Source organism: Streptomyces sp. SGAir0957 (genome assembly GCF_043523415.1).
Map to the genome: position 1 here is coordinate 2,844,278 of NZ_CP027293.1, position 13,943 is coordinate 2,858,220.

Genomic DNA, 13,943 nt, shown 5'->3' on the forward strand with positions numbered 1-13,943 from the left:
CCGTCGATCAGAGCGGAACATGGAACTCAAAGACCCCAACAGGCCATCCGATTACGGTGACCGTCAGCACAAAAGCGCCTTGTTCTACATGAGCGGGGTGGCAGCCTTCATGACGCTGTTCGTCGGAATCCTGGCTGCCGACGGCCAGTTCTCCTGGCTTCTGTCATTGCTGACGGCGGGCTGCGTAGGAAACGTCGTCTACGGATATATCACCGTCAGACAGCGCCGCCCCTGACACACCCCTGGAATGAGCGTCCCCTGCGGCGTCGGCCTGAGCAGGGCGACGCCGCAGGGGACGTACGTAGGTGTCAGCGCACCAGTAAGCCGGGTTACGCCACCGCCGCAGTCCGCCCCGTCGTGGCGATCGTCGCCGAGCCCACCACTCGCGTGCCGTCGTAGAGGACGATCGCCTGGCCGGGGGCCACGCCTCGCGCCGGCTCCGAGAAGGAGACCCGGAGTTCGTCCGCGATCAGCTCCGCTGTTACCTCTGTTTCGCCGCCGTGGGCGCGGAGCTGGGCCGTGTACACGCCGGGGCCCGTGGGGGGCTCGCCGCACCAGCGGGGCTTGATGGCCGTCAGGGATGTCACGTCCAGCGCCTCCGCCGGGCCCACCGTCACCGTGTTGTTGACCGGGGAAATGTCCAGGACGTAGCGCGGCTTGCCGTCGGGGGCGGGGGTGCCGATGCGGAGGCCCTTGCGCTGGCCGATGGTGAAGCCGTAGGCGCCTTCGTGGGTGCCGAGCACAGCGCCCGACTCGTCGACGATGTCGCCCTCCGCCTTGCCGAGGCGGGAGGCGAGGAAGCCTTGCGTGTCGCCGTCCGCGATGAAGCAGATGTCGTGGGAGTCGGGCTTCTTGGCTACTGCCAGGCCGCGGGCCTCCGCCTCCGCGCGGATCTCTTCCTTCGTCGTCACCGTGTCGCCCAGCGGGAACATCGCGTGGGCGAGCTGGCGGTCGTCCAGGACGCCGAGGACGTAGGACTGGTCCTTGGCCATGTCGGAGGCGCGGTGGAGTTCGCGGGCGCCGGAGGCGTTCACGATCACCTTCGCGTAGTGGCCCGTGCAGACCGCGTCGAAGCCGAGGGCGAGCGCCTTGTCCAGGAGTGCCGCGAACTTGATCTTCTCGTTGCAGCGCAGGCACGGGTTCGGGGTGCGGCCCGCCTCGTACTCCGCGACGAAGTCGTCCACCACGTCCTCGCGGAAACGGTCCGCCAGGTCCCACACGTAGAACGGGATGCCGATGACGTCCGCCGCCCGGCGCGCGTCGCGGGAGTCCTCGATGGTGCAACAGCCGCGCGCACCCGTGCGGAACGATTGGGGGTTTGCCGAGAGAGCCAGGTGGACGCCTGTCACGTCGTGCCCGGCCTCGGCGGCGCGGGCCGCCGCGACGGCTGAGTCCACGCCGCCCGACATGGCGGCGAGCACGCGGAGGGGACGGTCGGCGGGGAGCGACGGGTTCGGCATCGAGGTCTGCGAAGTCATAGCACTCTTTAGGGTACGGGGCCGCGGGAACCGAATCTCCCGGATAAGCGTTGTGGATCTCGTACGGAGAAGGTGGGGGAGGAAGAGAACGGGGGCGCGTATGGGGGAGTCAGGTGGGCGCGACGGCGGGCGGGCGGTCAGTCGGCGGACCCTGATCGTCGGTGGCGTCGCGTCGGCCGTCGGCGTCGGACTGCTCGCGCGCAGCGATCTCGCGCACATGTGGTGGCAGGTGCCCGGTGTCGACAAGCCACGCGAGGCCGGTGCCGTCGACTTCAAGGGCGCGGAGTGGGTCGCGGCCGCGGCCGCGAACTGGCGGCGGGCGGACCGGCCCGCCGACTACACGATCGACCGTGTCATCGTGCACGTCACGCAGGGCAGCTATCAGGGGACCTTGAAGGTGTTCAAGGATCCTTGGCACGGTGCCGCCGCGCATTACGTCGTCCGGCAGGACGGGCACATAGCCCAGATGATCCGCGAGCTGGACGTCGCCTTCCACGCGGGCAACCGCGAGTTCAACGAGCGCAGTGTCGGGATCGAGCACGAGGGCTTCGTCGACCGGCCCGAGGACTTCACCGACGCCATGTACGCGGCCTCGGCCAGGCTGACCGCCGCGATATGCAGGCGGTACGGGTTTCCGGCCGACCGTGAGCATGTCATCGGGCACGTGGAGGTGCCGGGGACCGATCACACCGATCCCGGGCCCCTGTGGGACTGGGACAAGTACATGCGCCTCGTCAGAGCCGCCCACGCGCGCGCCGGTACCGCCAAGGCATAGCCCGCCAAGGCGTGCCTCCTCAGGTCAGGCCCGCCGACCTCGCCCGTTCCACCGCCGGGCCGATCGCCGCCGCCACCGCTTCGACGTCCGCCTTCGTCGACGTGTGGCCGAGTGAGAAGCGGAGCGTGCCACGGGCCAGGTCCGGGTCCGTGCCGGTGGCGAGGAGGACGTGGCTGGGCTGGGCGATGCCCGCCGTGCAGGCCGAGCCGGTCGAGCACTCGATGCCCTGGGCGTCCAGGAGCAGCAGGAGCGAGTCGCCCTCGCAGCCGGGGAAGGTGAAGTGCGCGTTGGCGGGGAGCCGGCCGCCGGGGGCGGGGTCGCCGCCGAGGATCGCCTCGGGGACGGCCGCGCGGACCGCCGTGACGAGGTCGTCGCGCAGGGCGCCGATCTCCCGGTCGAACCACTCGCGCTGTTCCGCCGCGATCCGGCCCGCCGTCGCGAACGCGGCGATCGCCGGTACGTCGAGCGTGCCCGAGCGGACGTGACGCTCCTGTCCCCCGCCGTGCAGGACGGGGACGGGCGTGTACTCGCGACCGAGGAGGAGCGCGCCGATGCCGTACGGGCCGCCGATCTTGTGGCCCGACACCGTCATCGCGGCGAGGCCTGAGGCGGCGAAGTCGACCGGGATCTGGCCGTAGGCCTGCACGGCGTCCGCGTGCAGCGGGACGTCGAACTCGCGGGCCACGTCCGCCAGCTCGCGGACCGGCTGGATCGTGCCGATCTCGTTGTTGGCCCACATGACCGTGGCCAGGGCCACGTCGGCCGGGTGGCGCGCGATCGACTCGCGCAGCGCGTCCGGGTGCACGCGGCCGTAGGCGTCGACCGGCAGGTACTCGACCGTCGCGCCCTCGTGCTCGGCGAGCCAGTGCACGGCGTCGAGGACCGCGTGGTGCTCGACGGGGCTGGCGAGGACGCGGGTGCGGGCGGGATCGGCGGCGCGCCGGGCCCAGTACAGGCCCTTCACGGCGAGGTTGTCGGCCTCGGTGCCGCCCGCGGTCAGGACGACCTCGCTGGGGCGGGCGCCGAGGGAGGCGGCGAGGGTCTCGCGGGACTCCTCGACGGTGCGCCGGGCGCGGCGGCCCGCGGCGTGCAGGGACGAGGCGTTGCCGGTGACGCCGAGCTGGGCGGTCATCACCTCGACCGCCTCCGGGAGCATCGGAGTGGTCGCGGCGTGGTCGAGGTAGGCCATGGTGGGCTCGATTCTACGAGCCCCGGCGGGCGCCCCGGGTCAAGGCCCGCGCGGTCAGCCCGTGATGCTCCAGGAGAGCGTGTTGTCGGCGGCGACGAACGCGAAGAGGACGACGAGGTCGGCGACGCCGAGACCCAGGCCGAGCAGGGCGCGGCCGCGGCGGGCGGTGCCGCGCCACAGGGAGATCCCGGCGAGGGCGATCGCGATGGGGCCGAGGAAGACGTTCAGGACGAGCAGGCCGATCAGGCCCAGGACGAACGAGGCGACCGCCATGCCGTCGGTGTCCCGTCGGCCGGTGGGACGCGGCGCGGGCTTCTGACTGGCCCCGTCCACCCCGTCCGTCTCGTTCACCCCGTTCGCCTCGTTCACCGCGTTCGCCTCGTTCACCTTGGCGGCCTCGGTCTTGTGGGTCGTGGCGGTCTCGTCCGGTGCGGTGAGCTGCATGGTGGTACCCCCTGTCGATCCGGATTCGGGTCCGGCTTCCGGCTTCCGCTAGTGCGCTGGTCAGCTCTGGTGGCGGCGGGCGTGGCGCTCACGCGCCGCGAAGACGGCCAGCCAGACGCCGATCACGGCGGCGGCGACCAGCGTGAACGAGAGCGGGGCGTGGGCCACGGTGCCGAGCGCGAAGCCCAGCAGCAACAGGGCCGCTACGAGGAACAGCACGGGAAACCTCTCAGACGTGAGCGTGCAAGTACTTCTGACGTTCTGGCTTACAACTGTTCACTGATTTCTAGAGTACCGCGCGCTGCGGTTCCCAATCACGGAGAACAGTTGTTAACTGGATGACATGAGTCACACTCTCGGCATCCGGCAGGCCCAGAAGCAGAAGACCCGGCAGGCACTCCTCGACGCGGCCCTCGAGCTGCTGGAGCAGCAGAGCCTCAGCAGCCTGGGCCTGCGGGAGGTCACGCGCGCCGTGGGGGTGGCGCCGACCGCGTTCTACCGGCACTTCGACAGCACGGCGGACCTCGGTGTCGCCCTGGTCGAGCAGGCGCTCGGCAGCCTGCACGCCGTCGTCTCCGAGCTGCTGAAGGCGACCTGGGACAGCGACGAACGCATCGCCCGCACCGTCGAGTTGATCGCCGCGCACGTGCGCGCCCACCCGGCCCACGTCCGGTTCATCGCGCGCGAGCGGCACGGTGGCGTGCGGCGGGTCAGCGACGCGATAGGGGCGCAGCTCGGACAGTTCGCCGAGGAGGTGTCCGCCGCGCTGAGCCTCGACCCGGAGTCGGCGGGCTGGAGCCGTGAGGACCTCCTGATGCTCGCGGGCCTCTACGTCGACCACATGGTGGCGACCGCGTCCGCCTTCCTCACCACGCCGCCCGAGGACTACGCGCGGGTGGCGGGGGTCGCGGAGCGCCAGCTGCGGCTCGTGAGCCTGGGCCGCAGACACTGGCTGGACGGACAGTGAGCCGGGCACTGGTCGAGGGTGTCATGAGCTACTAGCCTTACGGTCATGATGGCAGCGGAGCCGTACAGCGACTGGCACCTCGACCGCGGCTACCCCGGACCCTCCGGCGAGATCCGCTGGGGTGTCCTCGGGCCGGCCGACGCGCCGCCCGTCGTCCTGGTCCACGGCACGCCGTTCTCGTCGTACGTGTGGCGCGGCCCGGCCGCGCCCTCGCCGCCGAGCACCGCGTGTACGTGTGGGACCTCGCGGGGTACGGCGCCTCCGCGATGCGGCACGGGCAGGACGTCACCCTGGACGCCCAGGCCCGTACCCTGGCCGCGCTGATCGACCACTGGGGCCTGAGCGAACCCGCGGCTCGTCGCGCCGTGGCTGACGGAGGCGGGCAAGGACGCCTTCTACCGGCAGATCGAGCAGAACGACCAGCGGTTCACCGAGGACGTGCAGGGGCGGTACGGGGAGGTGCGGATGCCCGTGCTCGTGTGCTGGGGCGCCGAGGACACGTGGATCCCCGTCGCGCGCGGGCACGAGCTGGTCGCGGCGATCCCCGGTGCCGAGCTGCGGGTCATCGAGGGCGCCGGGCACCTCGTCCAGGAGGACGCGCCCGCCGAACTCACGGCCGCGCTGGGTCGGTTCCTGCGTACAGCGCGGTGATCGCGGCGGCGCAGCGGGACAGTTCGGCGCGGGCCTGTGGTGGGCCGAGGACCTCCACGTCCGCGGCGAAGGGGGCCAGGGAACGGACCGCGCCGAGCGCCTCGTAGCCGAGCCGGACGGTGATCCAGTCGCCGGTTCCGTCGTCCTCGGGGGGTGCGGTCAGAGAGGTGCCGCACATCCGCAGGAACAGGTCGAGGCGGGGGCGGCGGACCCGGGCCGTGACCTCGACGGCGGCGGGGCGTTCCTCGACCTCGCGCTTCAGGACCGCCCAGGCGTCGGCCAGTTCCACGCCCTCGCGTCGCCGTACGGGCGCGTCCGTCGGCGTCGCCGCGTGCATCCGGTCCGCGCGGAACAGCCGCGGCACGCTCCTGCGGTCGGCGACCAGGTACCAGACGCCCGCCTTGCAGACGAGACCGTACGGATCGACGGTGTACGTGCGGGGTGCGGCGGCGCCGCTGTGCCGGTAGCGGATCCGCAGCCGCCGGTCGGCGAAGACCGCGTCCCGCAAGGCGCTGACGTCCATCTCCCGCGACGGCGGGCCCATCCAGCGGGACGGTTCGATCAGGATGCGGCGTGCGGTCAGCTCGGCCGCCGGGCGGTGCGGTGCGGGGAGCGCGGCCATCAGCTTGCGCAGGGCCGAGCCGATCGCCGCGTCCAGGCCCAGGGCCTCGTGGGGGCCGCGGGCCGCCGCGATGAACAGGGCGCGGGACTCGTCGGCGGTCAGTCCTGTCACGTCCGTGCGGTAGCCGGGGAGGAGGGTGATGCCTCCCCCGCGGCCTCGCTCCGCGTAGACCGGGACGCCTGCGGTGCTCAGGGCGTCCACGTCCCGGTAGATCGTGCGGACGGAGACTTCCAGCCGGGTGGCCAGTTCGCGAGCCGGGACTCGGCCCCTGGTCTGCAGCAGGAGCAGGATGGAGAGCAGGCGGTCGGACTTCACCGGGTCAGTCTGACGTCGGGCGACGGTCCGCGTCTGCCTGGTGATCGGCGTCGCCGGGTGCGGGGTGCGTCGTGGCTGGTCGCGCACTTCCCCGCGCCCCCGGGAGGCGCACTTCGTGCGGCCCCCGGAGGGCGGCGCTCAGGCTGAACGGCCTAGCTCAGCCTCACCCTTGCCAGTTGCCTCGACTGCGCCACCAGCCTGTCGTCGCTGTCCCAGACCTCCGCGTCCTCCTCCAGGAAGCCGCCCGCGAGGTTGCGGGTCGTGATCGAGACTCGGAGGGGGCCGGGGGCCGGGCGGGTGCGGATGTGGACCGTCAGTTCGACCGTGGGGACCCAGCCCTTGAGGCCGAGTTCGAAGGCCGTGGGCGGAAGGGCGTCGACCGCCAGGAGGAGGGAGAGCGGGTCGGCGTCGCGGCCGTCGGCCAGGGCGAACCAGGCGCGCATCTCGCCCTTGCCGGACGGGGCGCCGAGCGCCCAGCCGAGCGTGGCCGGGTCGAGCTTCAGGTCGAGGCGGTCGGTGATCGCGGAGCTGCCGGGGACGGGCGGGGCGCCCTCGGGGGCGTCGCTCGCGCCGAAGCACTGGTCGATCGGCGGGAACGCCGGGATCTCCGCGCTGGTGCGTACGTCGTCGGGGAGGGCGTCGAGGTCACCGTAGGAGGCGAGCACCCGGATGCGCTCGACCTCGGTGCCGTCGTCGGCGTACTGGAAGAGGGAGGCCTGGCCGGTGGAGAGGGTGCGGCCGGTGCGGACGACGTCGGTGCGGATCACGGCGGGGCCGGGCGCCGACGCCGTCAGGTAGTGCGCCGAGATCGTGAACGGGTCGCTGTGCGGCAGGGTGTCGGCCAGGGCGCGGCCGAGGACGGCCAGCAGGTAGCCGCCGTTGACGGCGTTGATGATCGTCCAGCCGGCGGAGAGGTCGATGTCGTAGACCCCGGGTGCGCGGCGCGTGACGGCGGTGTCGCGGTCGAACTCGCTGTCGCCGATGCGGGCCTTCACGGAGGCCGGGGATGCTGCTTCTGCCATGCATTGAACGTACAACAGGAAATTACTAAGCGGTAGCTTCTTACTGTGAAGCGCTCGTTACAACGCTTGCGACAACCTGCGCTACGGCGTCTCCTCCGTCACGTCCACCGCCGCCGACCTGCGGTTCCACGCCCTCGGCGCGCGCCAGTGGAAGCGCATCGCGAGGAGGCGCAGGACGAACGCGGTGAGGACCGCGAGGGAGCTGGTGTAGGCGTTCAGGGCGTCGTAGTTGATGCAGACGACGACGATGACGGCGCCGACCATCGCCGGCACCGCGTAGAGGTCGCGGTCCCAGCGGACCAGTGACGGGACCTCGTTGGCGATGATGTCGCGCAGCACTCCCCCGCCGACCGCCGTCGCGACGCCGAGCGCGGCCGACGCGGTCAGGCCGAGCCCGAAGTCGTACGCCTTCGTCGTGCCCGTGACCGCGAACAGGCCGAGGCCCGCCGCGTCGAAGACGTTCACCGCGACCTGGGTCCGCTCGACCTCCGGGTGCAGGAAGAAGACCAGGGCCGCGGCGATCAGCGGCGTCGAGAAGTAGCCGAGATCGGTGAACGCGGCCGGGGGCACGGCCCCGATGATCAGGTCGCGGAGCAGCCCTCCGCCCAGCGCGGTGACCTCGGCCAGGACGCCGATGCCGAACACGTCCCAGTTCTTGCGTACGGCCATGAGCGCGCCCGAGATGGCGAACACGAAGATGCCGATGAGGTCGAGCCAGTGCTGGACGGAGGGGGTGAACAGGTTCTGGAGCACCCGATGATTCTGGCGGATCGTTACAGCGCGGGCTTACCGAGCGGCTTGCCGGGTGGCCTGCCGGGTGGCTTGCCGGGTGGCCTGCCGCGCGGCTCAGCGGGCGGCTTGCAGCACGGGCTTCTCCGGGCGGTACAGCCACGTGTCGAAGAGGGCGTCCAGGTTCTTGCCGCCGATCTTCTCCGCGAGCTTCTTGAAGTCGTCGGTGGTGGCGTTGGCGTACCGGTTCTGCTTGACCCAGGCCGGGAGCAGCTTGAAGAACGCCTTGTCGCCGATGGACTCGCGGAGCTGCTGCAAGGTCATCGCGCCGCGCTGGTAGACGGCCGAGGCGAACATCGTGTCGCGCTGCGGGTCCGCGACGACGATGTCCCAGAAGGCGGAGTCGGCGGGGCGCGCGTCATAGGCGGCCTGGAAGGAGTCGTGGGCCGAACGGACGCCCTTGTGCTCCGACCACAGCCACTGGGCGTACGTGGCGAAGCCCTCGTTCAGCCAGATGTGCTTCCACCGCTCGACCGAGACCGAGTCGCCGAACCACTGGTGGGCCAGCTCGTGCACGATCGTCGCCTCGGAGCGGACGGCCGAGTAGCTCGGTTTCGTCTGCGTCTCCAGGGAGAAACCGGCCTGCGGCATGTCGTCGACGACCGCGCCCGTCTCCTCGAACGGGTACGGGCCGAACACCTGCGACCAGTAGTCCGTGGCCTCGGCGGTGACGGCGTAGACGTCGACCGTGTTGCCGTTCGCGAGGACCGGGTCGATCGCCACGTAGAGGGGGATGCCGGCCGGGGTGCGGCCCGTCCGCACGTCGAACTTGCCGATGCTCGCCGTCGCCAGATAGGTCGCCATCGGCTTCGACTCGCGCCAGTGATGGACCGTCTGGTTGTCCTTCGTGTCGTAGGTCGCGACCAGACGGCCGTTCGAGACGCCCGTGAGGCCCTTCGGGGCCTTGATGCGGATGTCGTACGTCGCCTTGTCCGCGGGGTGGTCGCTGGACGGGAACCAGGTGGAGGCGGCGTTCGGTTCGCAGGCGACGAAGACTCCGTCGGGGGTCTTCATCCAGCCGTAGTCCGAGCCGAAGACGATGGGGCCGTTGAGGGGTTCGGGGATGCCGTGGTAGGTGACGGTGACTTCGAAGGTCTGGTGGTCGCGGATCGCGTCCCGCGGGGTGATCGATATCTCGTCGCCCGTGCGGGTGAAGTCGGCGCGTCTGCCGTCCACCTCGATCTTCGTGACCGTGAGTTTCTGCAGGTCCAGATGGAACGAGGAGAGGCTCTGGGTGGCGCGTGCGGTGAGCGTCGTACGGCCGTCCAGGCGGTCCGTTTCCAGGTCGTAGGCGACGTCGAGAGAGTAGTGACGGGCGTCGTAGCCGCCGTTGCCGAGGAGCGGGAAGTACGTGTCGCCGATGCCCGGGGCGCCGGGGGTGGGGGCGGGGGCCGCGGCGATCAGGGTGAAGGAAGCGGCCGCGACGGTGAGGGCGGCCAGGCGTGCCGAACGGGAGAGGGCCATGGGCGTTCCCTTCGAACGTGTGCCGGTGTCTGTGACACGGGAACAGTGCCGTTCGGGGGCGGGCGTGTACATGACCCTGCCGGGTCATTTGGGGGGAATTTACTCGGCCCGGCTTTTGGGGGGCCCGCGGCTTAGGGGCCGTTTTTGCCCTGGGCCAGAGGGGGGTGGTGGGGCCGCGCCCCGGTGGGAGCTTTTGCAGGGGTCCACTTCACACGGGTGCCCGGCGCCGGCCCCGCCCGTCGCGGGGCTCTCGCCCGCCCCCTCTTCGCGCTTGCCCGGCGCTGGGGTGCCGCCTTGCCCACCCGTGCCGCCCCAGGCGGCAGACTGCCCAAGGCGGGGGGGGCGCCCGGGGCGGAAGTGCGGGTGGCGGGGGCGCCGGGTGGTGAGGTCCCTGGGCGGGGACCCCGGTGCTGGGGGCGCGGGGTGTTCCCGCGCCCCCAGTCCGTTACTTCTTCTCCGGGCTCTCCGGGCTCTCCGGCGTGCCCGGGGCTTCCGGAGCATCCGAGGACGCCGGCGTCTTCGGCGCCTTCACGTCCTCGGGGGCCCCCGGCTCCTCCGGGCTCTCCGCGATCGGCGCCTTCGGGGCCTCGGGCTCCTCCGAGTCCGCCACCGGGTCCGCCGCGACCGGCGTCTTCGGAGCCTCGGGCTCCTCCGTGTCCGCCGCCGGGTCCGCCGCGACCGGCGTCTTCGGGGCCTCGGGCTCCTCCGTGTCCGCCGCCGGGTTCGCCGTGACCGGCGTCTTCGGGGCCTCAGCCGCCTCCGAGGCCGGGTCCGTCGCCACCGGCGTCTTCGCGGCCTCAGCCGTCTCCGAGGCCGGGTCCGCCGCCACCGGCTCCTTCGAAGCCTCGGGCTTCTCCGGGAGCGGTGCCGGGTTCGAGGGCTTCGGGGTTTCCGCGGCAGCGGCCGGTGCCGGTGCCGGTGCCGGGAGTGTGACCACGTCGATCGCCTCCCGCGCCGCGGAGAGGAGCTTCGTGTCGGACGGGGCCTGGTCCGGGGCGTTCTCCGGGTGGTGGCAGGCGACCTGGTGGCCGGTGCCGAGCTGGAGGAGCGGGGGCTCCTTCGTGGCGCAGATCTCCGTCGCCTTCCAGCAGCGCGTGTGGAAGCGGCACCCGGCGGGCGGGTCGATCGGCGAGGGGACGTCGCCGCGCAGCAGGATGCGCTCGCTCTTGGCGCCCCGCCGCTTCGGGTCCGGCACCGGCACCGCCGAGAGCAGCGCCTTGGTGTACGGGTGCATGGGGGTCGAGTAGAGGTCGTCGCGGTCCGCGAGTTCCACGATCTTGCCCAGGTACATCACCGCGATGCGGTCCGAGACGTGCCGGATGACCGAGAGGTCGTGGGCGATGATCACGTAGGTGAGGCCCAGCTCCTCCTGGAGGTCGTCCAGGAGGTTGACGACCTGGGCCTGGATCGAGACGTCCAGGGCCGAGACCGGCTCGTCGGCGACCACGAGCTTCGGCTTCAGGGCCAGCGCGCGGGCGATGCCGATGCGCTGGCGCTGGCCGCCGGAGAACTCGTGCGGGTAGCGGTTGTAGTGCTCGGGGTTGAGACCGACGCGCTCCAGGAGGTCCTGGACCGCCTGGCGGACGCCGCCTTCCGGCTTCACGCCCTGGAGGCGGAAGGGCGCGCCCACGATCGTGCCGATGTTGTGGCGCGGGTTCAGCGACGAGTACGGGTCCTGGAAGATCATCTGCACGTCGCGGCGGAGCGGACGCATACCGCGCACGCCGAGGTGTGTGATGTCCTCGCCCTCGAACTCCACGCGCCCGGCGGTGGGTTCGAGGAGGCGCGTGATGAGGCGGCCCATCGTCGACTTGCCGCAGCCGGACTCGCCGACGACGCCGAGGGTCTCCCCCGCGCGGACGTCGAAGGTCAGCCCGTCGACCGCCTGCACGGCCGCGACCTGCCGCTTGAGCAGGCCCTTCTTGATCGGGAAGTGCTTGACCAGGCCCTCGACCTTGAGCAGCGGCTCACCCTTGGCGGGGTCCGGCGAGGTGGCCGGCGCGGCAGTCGTCTGCTGAGGGATCGTCATGTCGGGTCCTTTGGCGTCCGTCACAGGCTCGGCGCAATCTCTTCGGTCCAGATCCGCTCCCGCTGCTCGGCCGACATGTGGCAGGCCGAGTAGTGGCCGGAGTCGATCTGCTGGAGTTCGGGGCGCTCGCGACGGGTGATGTTGTCCTTGGGGAGGTCCGCGTACGGGCAGCGCGGGTTGAAGGCGCAGCCGGTCGGCAGGTTGATGAGGCTGGGCGGGGAGCCCTTGACCGGGGTGAGCCGTTCGGTCTGCTCACGGTCGATGCGCGGCATCGAGCCGAGCAGGCCCCAGGTGTACGGGTGCTGGGGGGTCGAGAAGACCTGCTCGGCGGAGCCCCGCTCGACGCACCGGCCGCCGTACATGACGAGGAGTTCGTCTGCCATCTCCGCGACGACGCCGAGGTCGTGCGTGATCATGATGACGGCGGAGCCGAACTCCTTCTGCAGGTCCCGGATCAGGTCGAGGATCTGGGCCTGCACCGTCACGTCGAGGGCCGTGGTCGGCTCGTCGGCGATGAGCAGTTCGGGGTTGTTGACGAGCGCCATGGCGATCATCGCGCGCTGGCGCATACCGCCGGAGAACTCGTGCGGGTAGGCGTCGACGCGCTTGTCGGGCTGCGGGATGCCGACGCGGTCGAGCATCTCGATGGCGCGCTTGCGGGCCGTCTTCTTGTCGACGTCGTGGTGGACCCGGTAGGCCTCCACGATCTGTTTGCCGATCGTGTAGTACGGGTGCAGCGCGGACAGCGGGTCCTGGAAGATCATCGCCATGTCGCGGCCGCGCAGCTTGCGGACCTTGTCCGGGTCCGCGGAGAGCAGCTCGGTGCCGTCGAGCCAGATCTCGCCGCTGATCTGCGCCTTGCGGCGGCCGTACTGGCCCGCGGTGTGCAGGCCGAGGATGCCGAGCGAGGTGACGGACTTGCCGGACCCCGACTCGCCGACGATGCCGAGGGTGCGGCCCTTCTCCAGGGAGAAGGAGAGGCCGTCGACGGACTTGACCAGGCCGTCGTCGGTGGGGAAGTGCACCTTGAGGTCGCGGACCTCGAGGAAGGCCTTGGGAGCGGCCGAGGCGGTGGAGTCGGTGGGTTCACCGACCGCCGCCCCGGTCTTGTTCAGGTCGGTCATCCCAGCCTCACTCGCGGGTCGATGACGGCGTACAGAAGGTCCACGACGAGGTTGGCGACGGCGATCGCGAGAGCCGCGAACAGCGTCACGCCGAGGATCACGGGCAGGTCCTTGTTGCTGATGGCCTGGACCGCCGCGAGGCCGAGACCCGGCAGGTTGAACGTGGACTCGGTGAGCACGGCGCCGCCGAGGAGGACGCCGAGGTCGAGGCCGAAGACGGTGAGGATCGGGGTCATCGCGGAGCGCAGGGCGTGCCGGGTGATGACGGTGGACTCGCCGAGGCCCTTGGAGCGGGCGGTGCGGATGTAGTCCTCGCCCAGGATCTCCAGCATGGTGGCTCTGGTGAGACGCGCGTACATCGCCGCGTTGAGGAAGGCGAGCACGATCCACGGCAGGATCAGCGTCTCCAGCCAGACCCCGATGGAGTCGTCGGTGGAGAGGCTGTCGGCGATGTGCACCCAGCCGAGGCTGTGGACGAAGATGCCCATCGCGACCATGCCGGTGAAGAAGACCGGGAGGGAGACGCCGCCGAGGGCGACGGTCATGGCGGCGCGGTCCCAGATGGTGCCGCGCTTGAGGGCGGAGAGCACACCGGTGGCGACACCGGCGATCAGCCACAGGACACAGGCACCGGCGGCGAGCGCCAGGGTGACCGGGAGCGCGTCCTTGAGCGTGTCCCAGACCGGCGCCTCCGTACGGAAGGAGTAGCCGAAGCAGGGGGCGGAGCAGTGGGTCACGTCGGAGCCGTTGACGTAGTCACGGCCCATCGGGATGCCCTTGACGAAGTCCCAGAACTGGACGAGCACGGGGTCGTCCAGGCCCAGCTTGATCCGGATACCGGCGAGCTGCTCGGCTCCGGTTGCCTTGCCGGCGAAGAGGACGGCCACGTCCTGACCCGCCCATTTGGGCAGCATGAAGAAGATGGTGAACGTCGCGAGCAGCACGACGAGCACCATGATGACAACGGCGAACAGGCGCCGGATGAGATAAGCAAGCACTGTGCGCGGCCCGGCACCTGCCGGGAACCCCTTGTGGGGGTTCCCGTTCGGCGCCCGGGGCCATCACCTGCCCTTC

Annotated in this window: 14 protein-coding genes and 1 pseudogene; 4 read left to right on the forward strand and 11 right to left on the reverse strand. The window is 71.2% G+C overall.

Annotated features, from left to right (window positions below; genetic code table 11):
• The first annotated feature begins 19 nt into the window (after positions 1 to 19).
• On the forward strand, positions 20 to 235 hold the full coding sequence (locus C1N81_RS17610; protein ID WP_394430185.1) for a hypothetical protein: 216 nt from the start codon (positions 20 to 22) through the stop codon (positions 233 to 235).
• 94 nt (positions 236 to 329) lie between these two features.
• Here the strand turns inward: C1N81_RS17610 and mnmA are convergent, their stop codons facing one another.
• Complete coding sequence (gene mnmA / locus C1N81_RS17615) at positions 330 to 1,478, reverse strand: tRNA 2-thiouridine(34) synthase MnmA (protein ID WP_394430187.1); 1,149 nt, start codon at positions 1,476 to 1,478, stop codon at positions 330 to 332.
• Between the two features lie 100 nt (positions 1,479 to 1,578).
• Here mnmA and C1N81_RS17620 point away from each other — a divergent pair, with 100 nt between their 5' ends.
• On the forward strand, positions 1,579 to 2,253 hold the full coding sequence (locus C1N81_RS17620) for an N-acetylmuramoyl-L-alanine amidase (protein ID WP_394430189.1): 675 nt from the start codon (positions 1,579 to 1,581) through the stop codon (positions 2,251 to 2,253).
• A 19-nt stretch (positions 2,254 to 2,272) separates the two neighbouring features.
• Here C1N81_RS17620 and C1N81_RS17625 read toward each other — a convergent pair whose 3' ends face one another.
• From C1N81_RS17625 to C1N81_RS17635, 3 genes are all read right to left on the reverse strand, one after another.
• Entirely contained in the window at positions 2,273 to 3,442 is a 1,170-nt protein-coding gene (locus tag C1N81_RS17625) for a cysteine desulfurase family protein (RefSeq protein ID WP_394430191.1), read from the reverse strand.
• Between the two features lie 54 nt (positions 3,443 to 3,496).
• On the reverse strand, positions 3,497 to 3,715 hold the full coding sequence (locus C1N81_RS17630; RefSeq protein WP_394438019.1) for a DUF4190 domain-containing protein: 219 nt from the start codon (positions 3,713 to 3,715) through the stop codon (positions 3,497 to 3,499).
• Between the two features lie 231 nt (positions 3,716 to 3,946).
• Complete coding sequence (locus C1N81_RS17635) at positions 3,947 to 4,105, reverse strand: hypothetical protein (RefSeq protein WP_394430193.1); 159 nt, start codon at positions 4,103 to 4,105, stop codon at positions 3,947 to 3,949.
• Between the two features lie 124 nt (positions 4,106 to 4,229).
• On the opposite strand from C1N81_RS17635, the gene C1N81_RS17640 reads away from it, so the two are divergent.
• Positions 4,230 to 4,853, forward strand: coding sequence for a TetR family transcriptional regulator (locus tag C1N81_RS17640; protein ID WP_394430195.1), 624 nt, complete (start codon positions 4,230 to 4,232; stop codon positions 4,851 to 4,853).
• A 45-nt stretch (positions 4,854 to 4,898) separates the two neighbouring features.
• A pseudogene (locus C1N81_RS17645) lies at positions 4,899 to 5,504 on the forward strand (alpha/beta fold hydrolase).
• Here C1N81_RS17645 and C1N81_RS17650 read toward each other — a convergent pair.
• The 7 genes from C1N81_RS17650 to C1N81_RS17680 form a co-directional block, all read right to left on the reverse strand.
• Positions 5,464 to 6,441 carry a helix-turn-helix transcriptional regulator gene (locus tag C1N81_RS17650; RefSeq protein WP_394430197.1) on the reverse strand — a complete coding sequence of 326 codons (978 nt, stop codon included), beginning with the start codon at positions 6,439 to 6,441 and terminating at the stop codon, positions 5,464 to 5,466. The pseudogene C1N81_RS17645 and the gene C1N81_RS17650 overlap by 41 nt on opposite strands.
• A gap of 152 nt (positions 6,442 to 6,593) precedes the next feature.
• Complete coding sequence (locus C1N81_RS17655) at positions 6,594 to 7,463, reverse strand: thioesterase family protein (RefSeq protein WP_394430199.1); 870 nt, start codon at positions 7,461 to 7,463, stop codon at positions 6,594 to 6,596.
• Positions 7,464 to 7,544: 81 nt separating this feature from the next.
• Positions 7,545 to 8,216: a trimeric intracellular cation channel family protein gene (locus tag C1N81_RS17660; RefSeq protein ID WP_394430202.1), complete on the reverse strand. Its 672-nt coding sequence runs from the start codon at positions 8,214 to 8,216 to the stop codon at positions 7,545 to 7,547.
• Between the two features lie 93 nt (positions 8,217 to 8,309).
• The gene (locus C1N81_RS17665) at positions 8,310 to 9,716 is read right to left on the reverse strand and encodes a M1 family metallopeptidase (protein ID WP_394430204.1); all 1,407 of its coding nucleotides are present in this window, start codon (positions 9,714 to 9,716) and stop codon (positions 8,310 to 8,312) included.
• A 445-nt stretch (positions 9,717 to 10,161) separates the two neighbouring features.
• Positions 10,162 to 11,745, reverse strand: coding sequence for an ABC transporter ATP-binding protein (locus C1N81_RS17670; protein ID WP_394430206.1), 1,584 nt, complete (start codon positions 11,743 to 11,745; stop codon positions 10,162 to 10,164).
• Positions 11,746 to 11,765: 20 nt separating this feature from the next.
• A complete protein-coding gene (locus C1N81_RS17675) occupies positions 11,766 to 12,869 on the reverse strand; it encodes an ABC transporter ATP-binding protein (protein WP_394430208.1) in 1,104 nt (367 codons plus the stop codon).
• Positions 12,866 to 13,867 (reverse strand): ABC transporter permease, encoded by a 1,002-nt coding sequence (locus tag C1N81_RS17680; protein ID WP_394430211.1) that lies wholly within the window; start codon positions 13,865 to 13,867, stop codon positions 12,866 to 12,868. Before C1N81_RS17680 ends, C1N81_RS17675 begins: the two co-directional genes overlap by 4 nt.
• Positions 13,868 to 13,943: the final 76 nt, after the last annotated feature.

What these genes read in the sequence shown, in the direction of transcription:
- C1N81_RS17625 (WP_394430191.1), bottom strand. Translation starts at nt 3,442, where the DNA reads ATGGCCTACCTCGACCACGCCGCGACCACTCCGATGCTCCCGGAGGCG.
- C1N81_RS17630 (WP_394438019.1), bottom strand. Translation starts at nt 3,715, where the DNA reads ATGGCGGTCGCCTCGTTCGTCCTGGGCCTGATCGGCCTGCTCGTCCTG.
- C1N81_RS17620 (WP_394430189.1), top strand. Translation starts at nt 1,579, where the DNA reads ATGGGGGAGTCAGGTGGGCGCGACGGCGGGCGGGCGGTCAGTCGGCGG.
- C1N81_RS17640 (WP_394430195.1), top strand. Translation starts at nt 4,230, where the DNA reads ATGAGTCACACTCTCGGCATCCGGCAGGCCCAGAAGCAGAAGACCCGG.
- C1N81_RS17675 (WP_394430208.1), bottom strand. Translation starts at nt 12,869, where the DNA reads ATGACCGACCTGAACAAGACCGGGGCGGCGGTCGGTGAACCCACCGAC.
- C1N81_RS17665 (WP_394430204.1), bottom strand. Translation starts at nt 9,716, where the DNA reads ATGGCCCTCTCCCGTTCGGCACGCCTGGCCGCCCTCACCGTCGCGGCC.
- C1N81_RS17655 (WP_394430199.1), bottom strand. Translation starts at nt 7,463, where the DNA reads ATGGCAGAAGCAGCATCCCCGGCCTCCGTGAAGGCCCGCATCGGCGAC.
- C1N81_RS17670 (WP_394430206.1), bottom strand. Translation starts at nt 11,745, where the DNA reads ATGACGATCCCTCAGCAGACGACTGCCGCGCCGGCCACCTCGCCGGAC.
- mnmA (WP_394430187.1), bottom strand. Translation starts at nt 1,478, where the DNA reads ATGACTTCGCAGACCTCGATGCCGAACCCGTCGCTCCCCGCCGACCGT.
- C1N81_RS17610 (WP_394430185.1), top strand. Translation starts at nt 20, where the DNA reads ATGGAACTCAAAGACCCCAACAGGCCATCCGATTACGGTGACCGTCAG.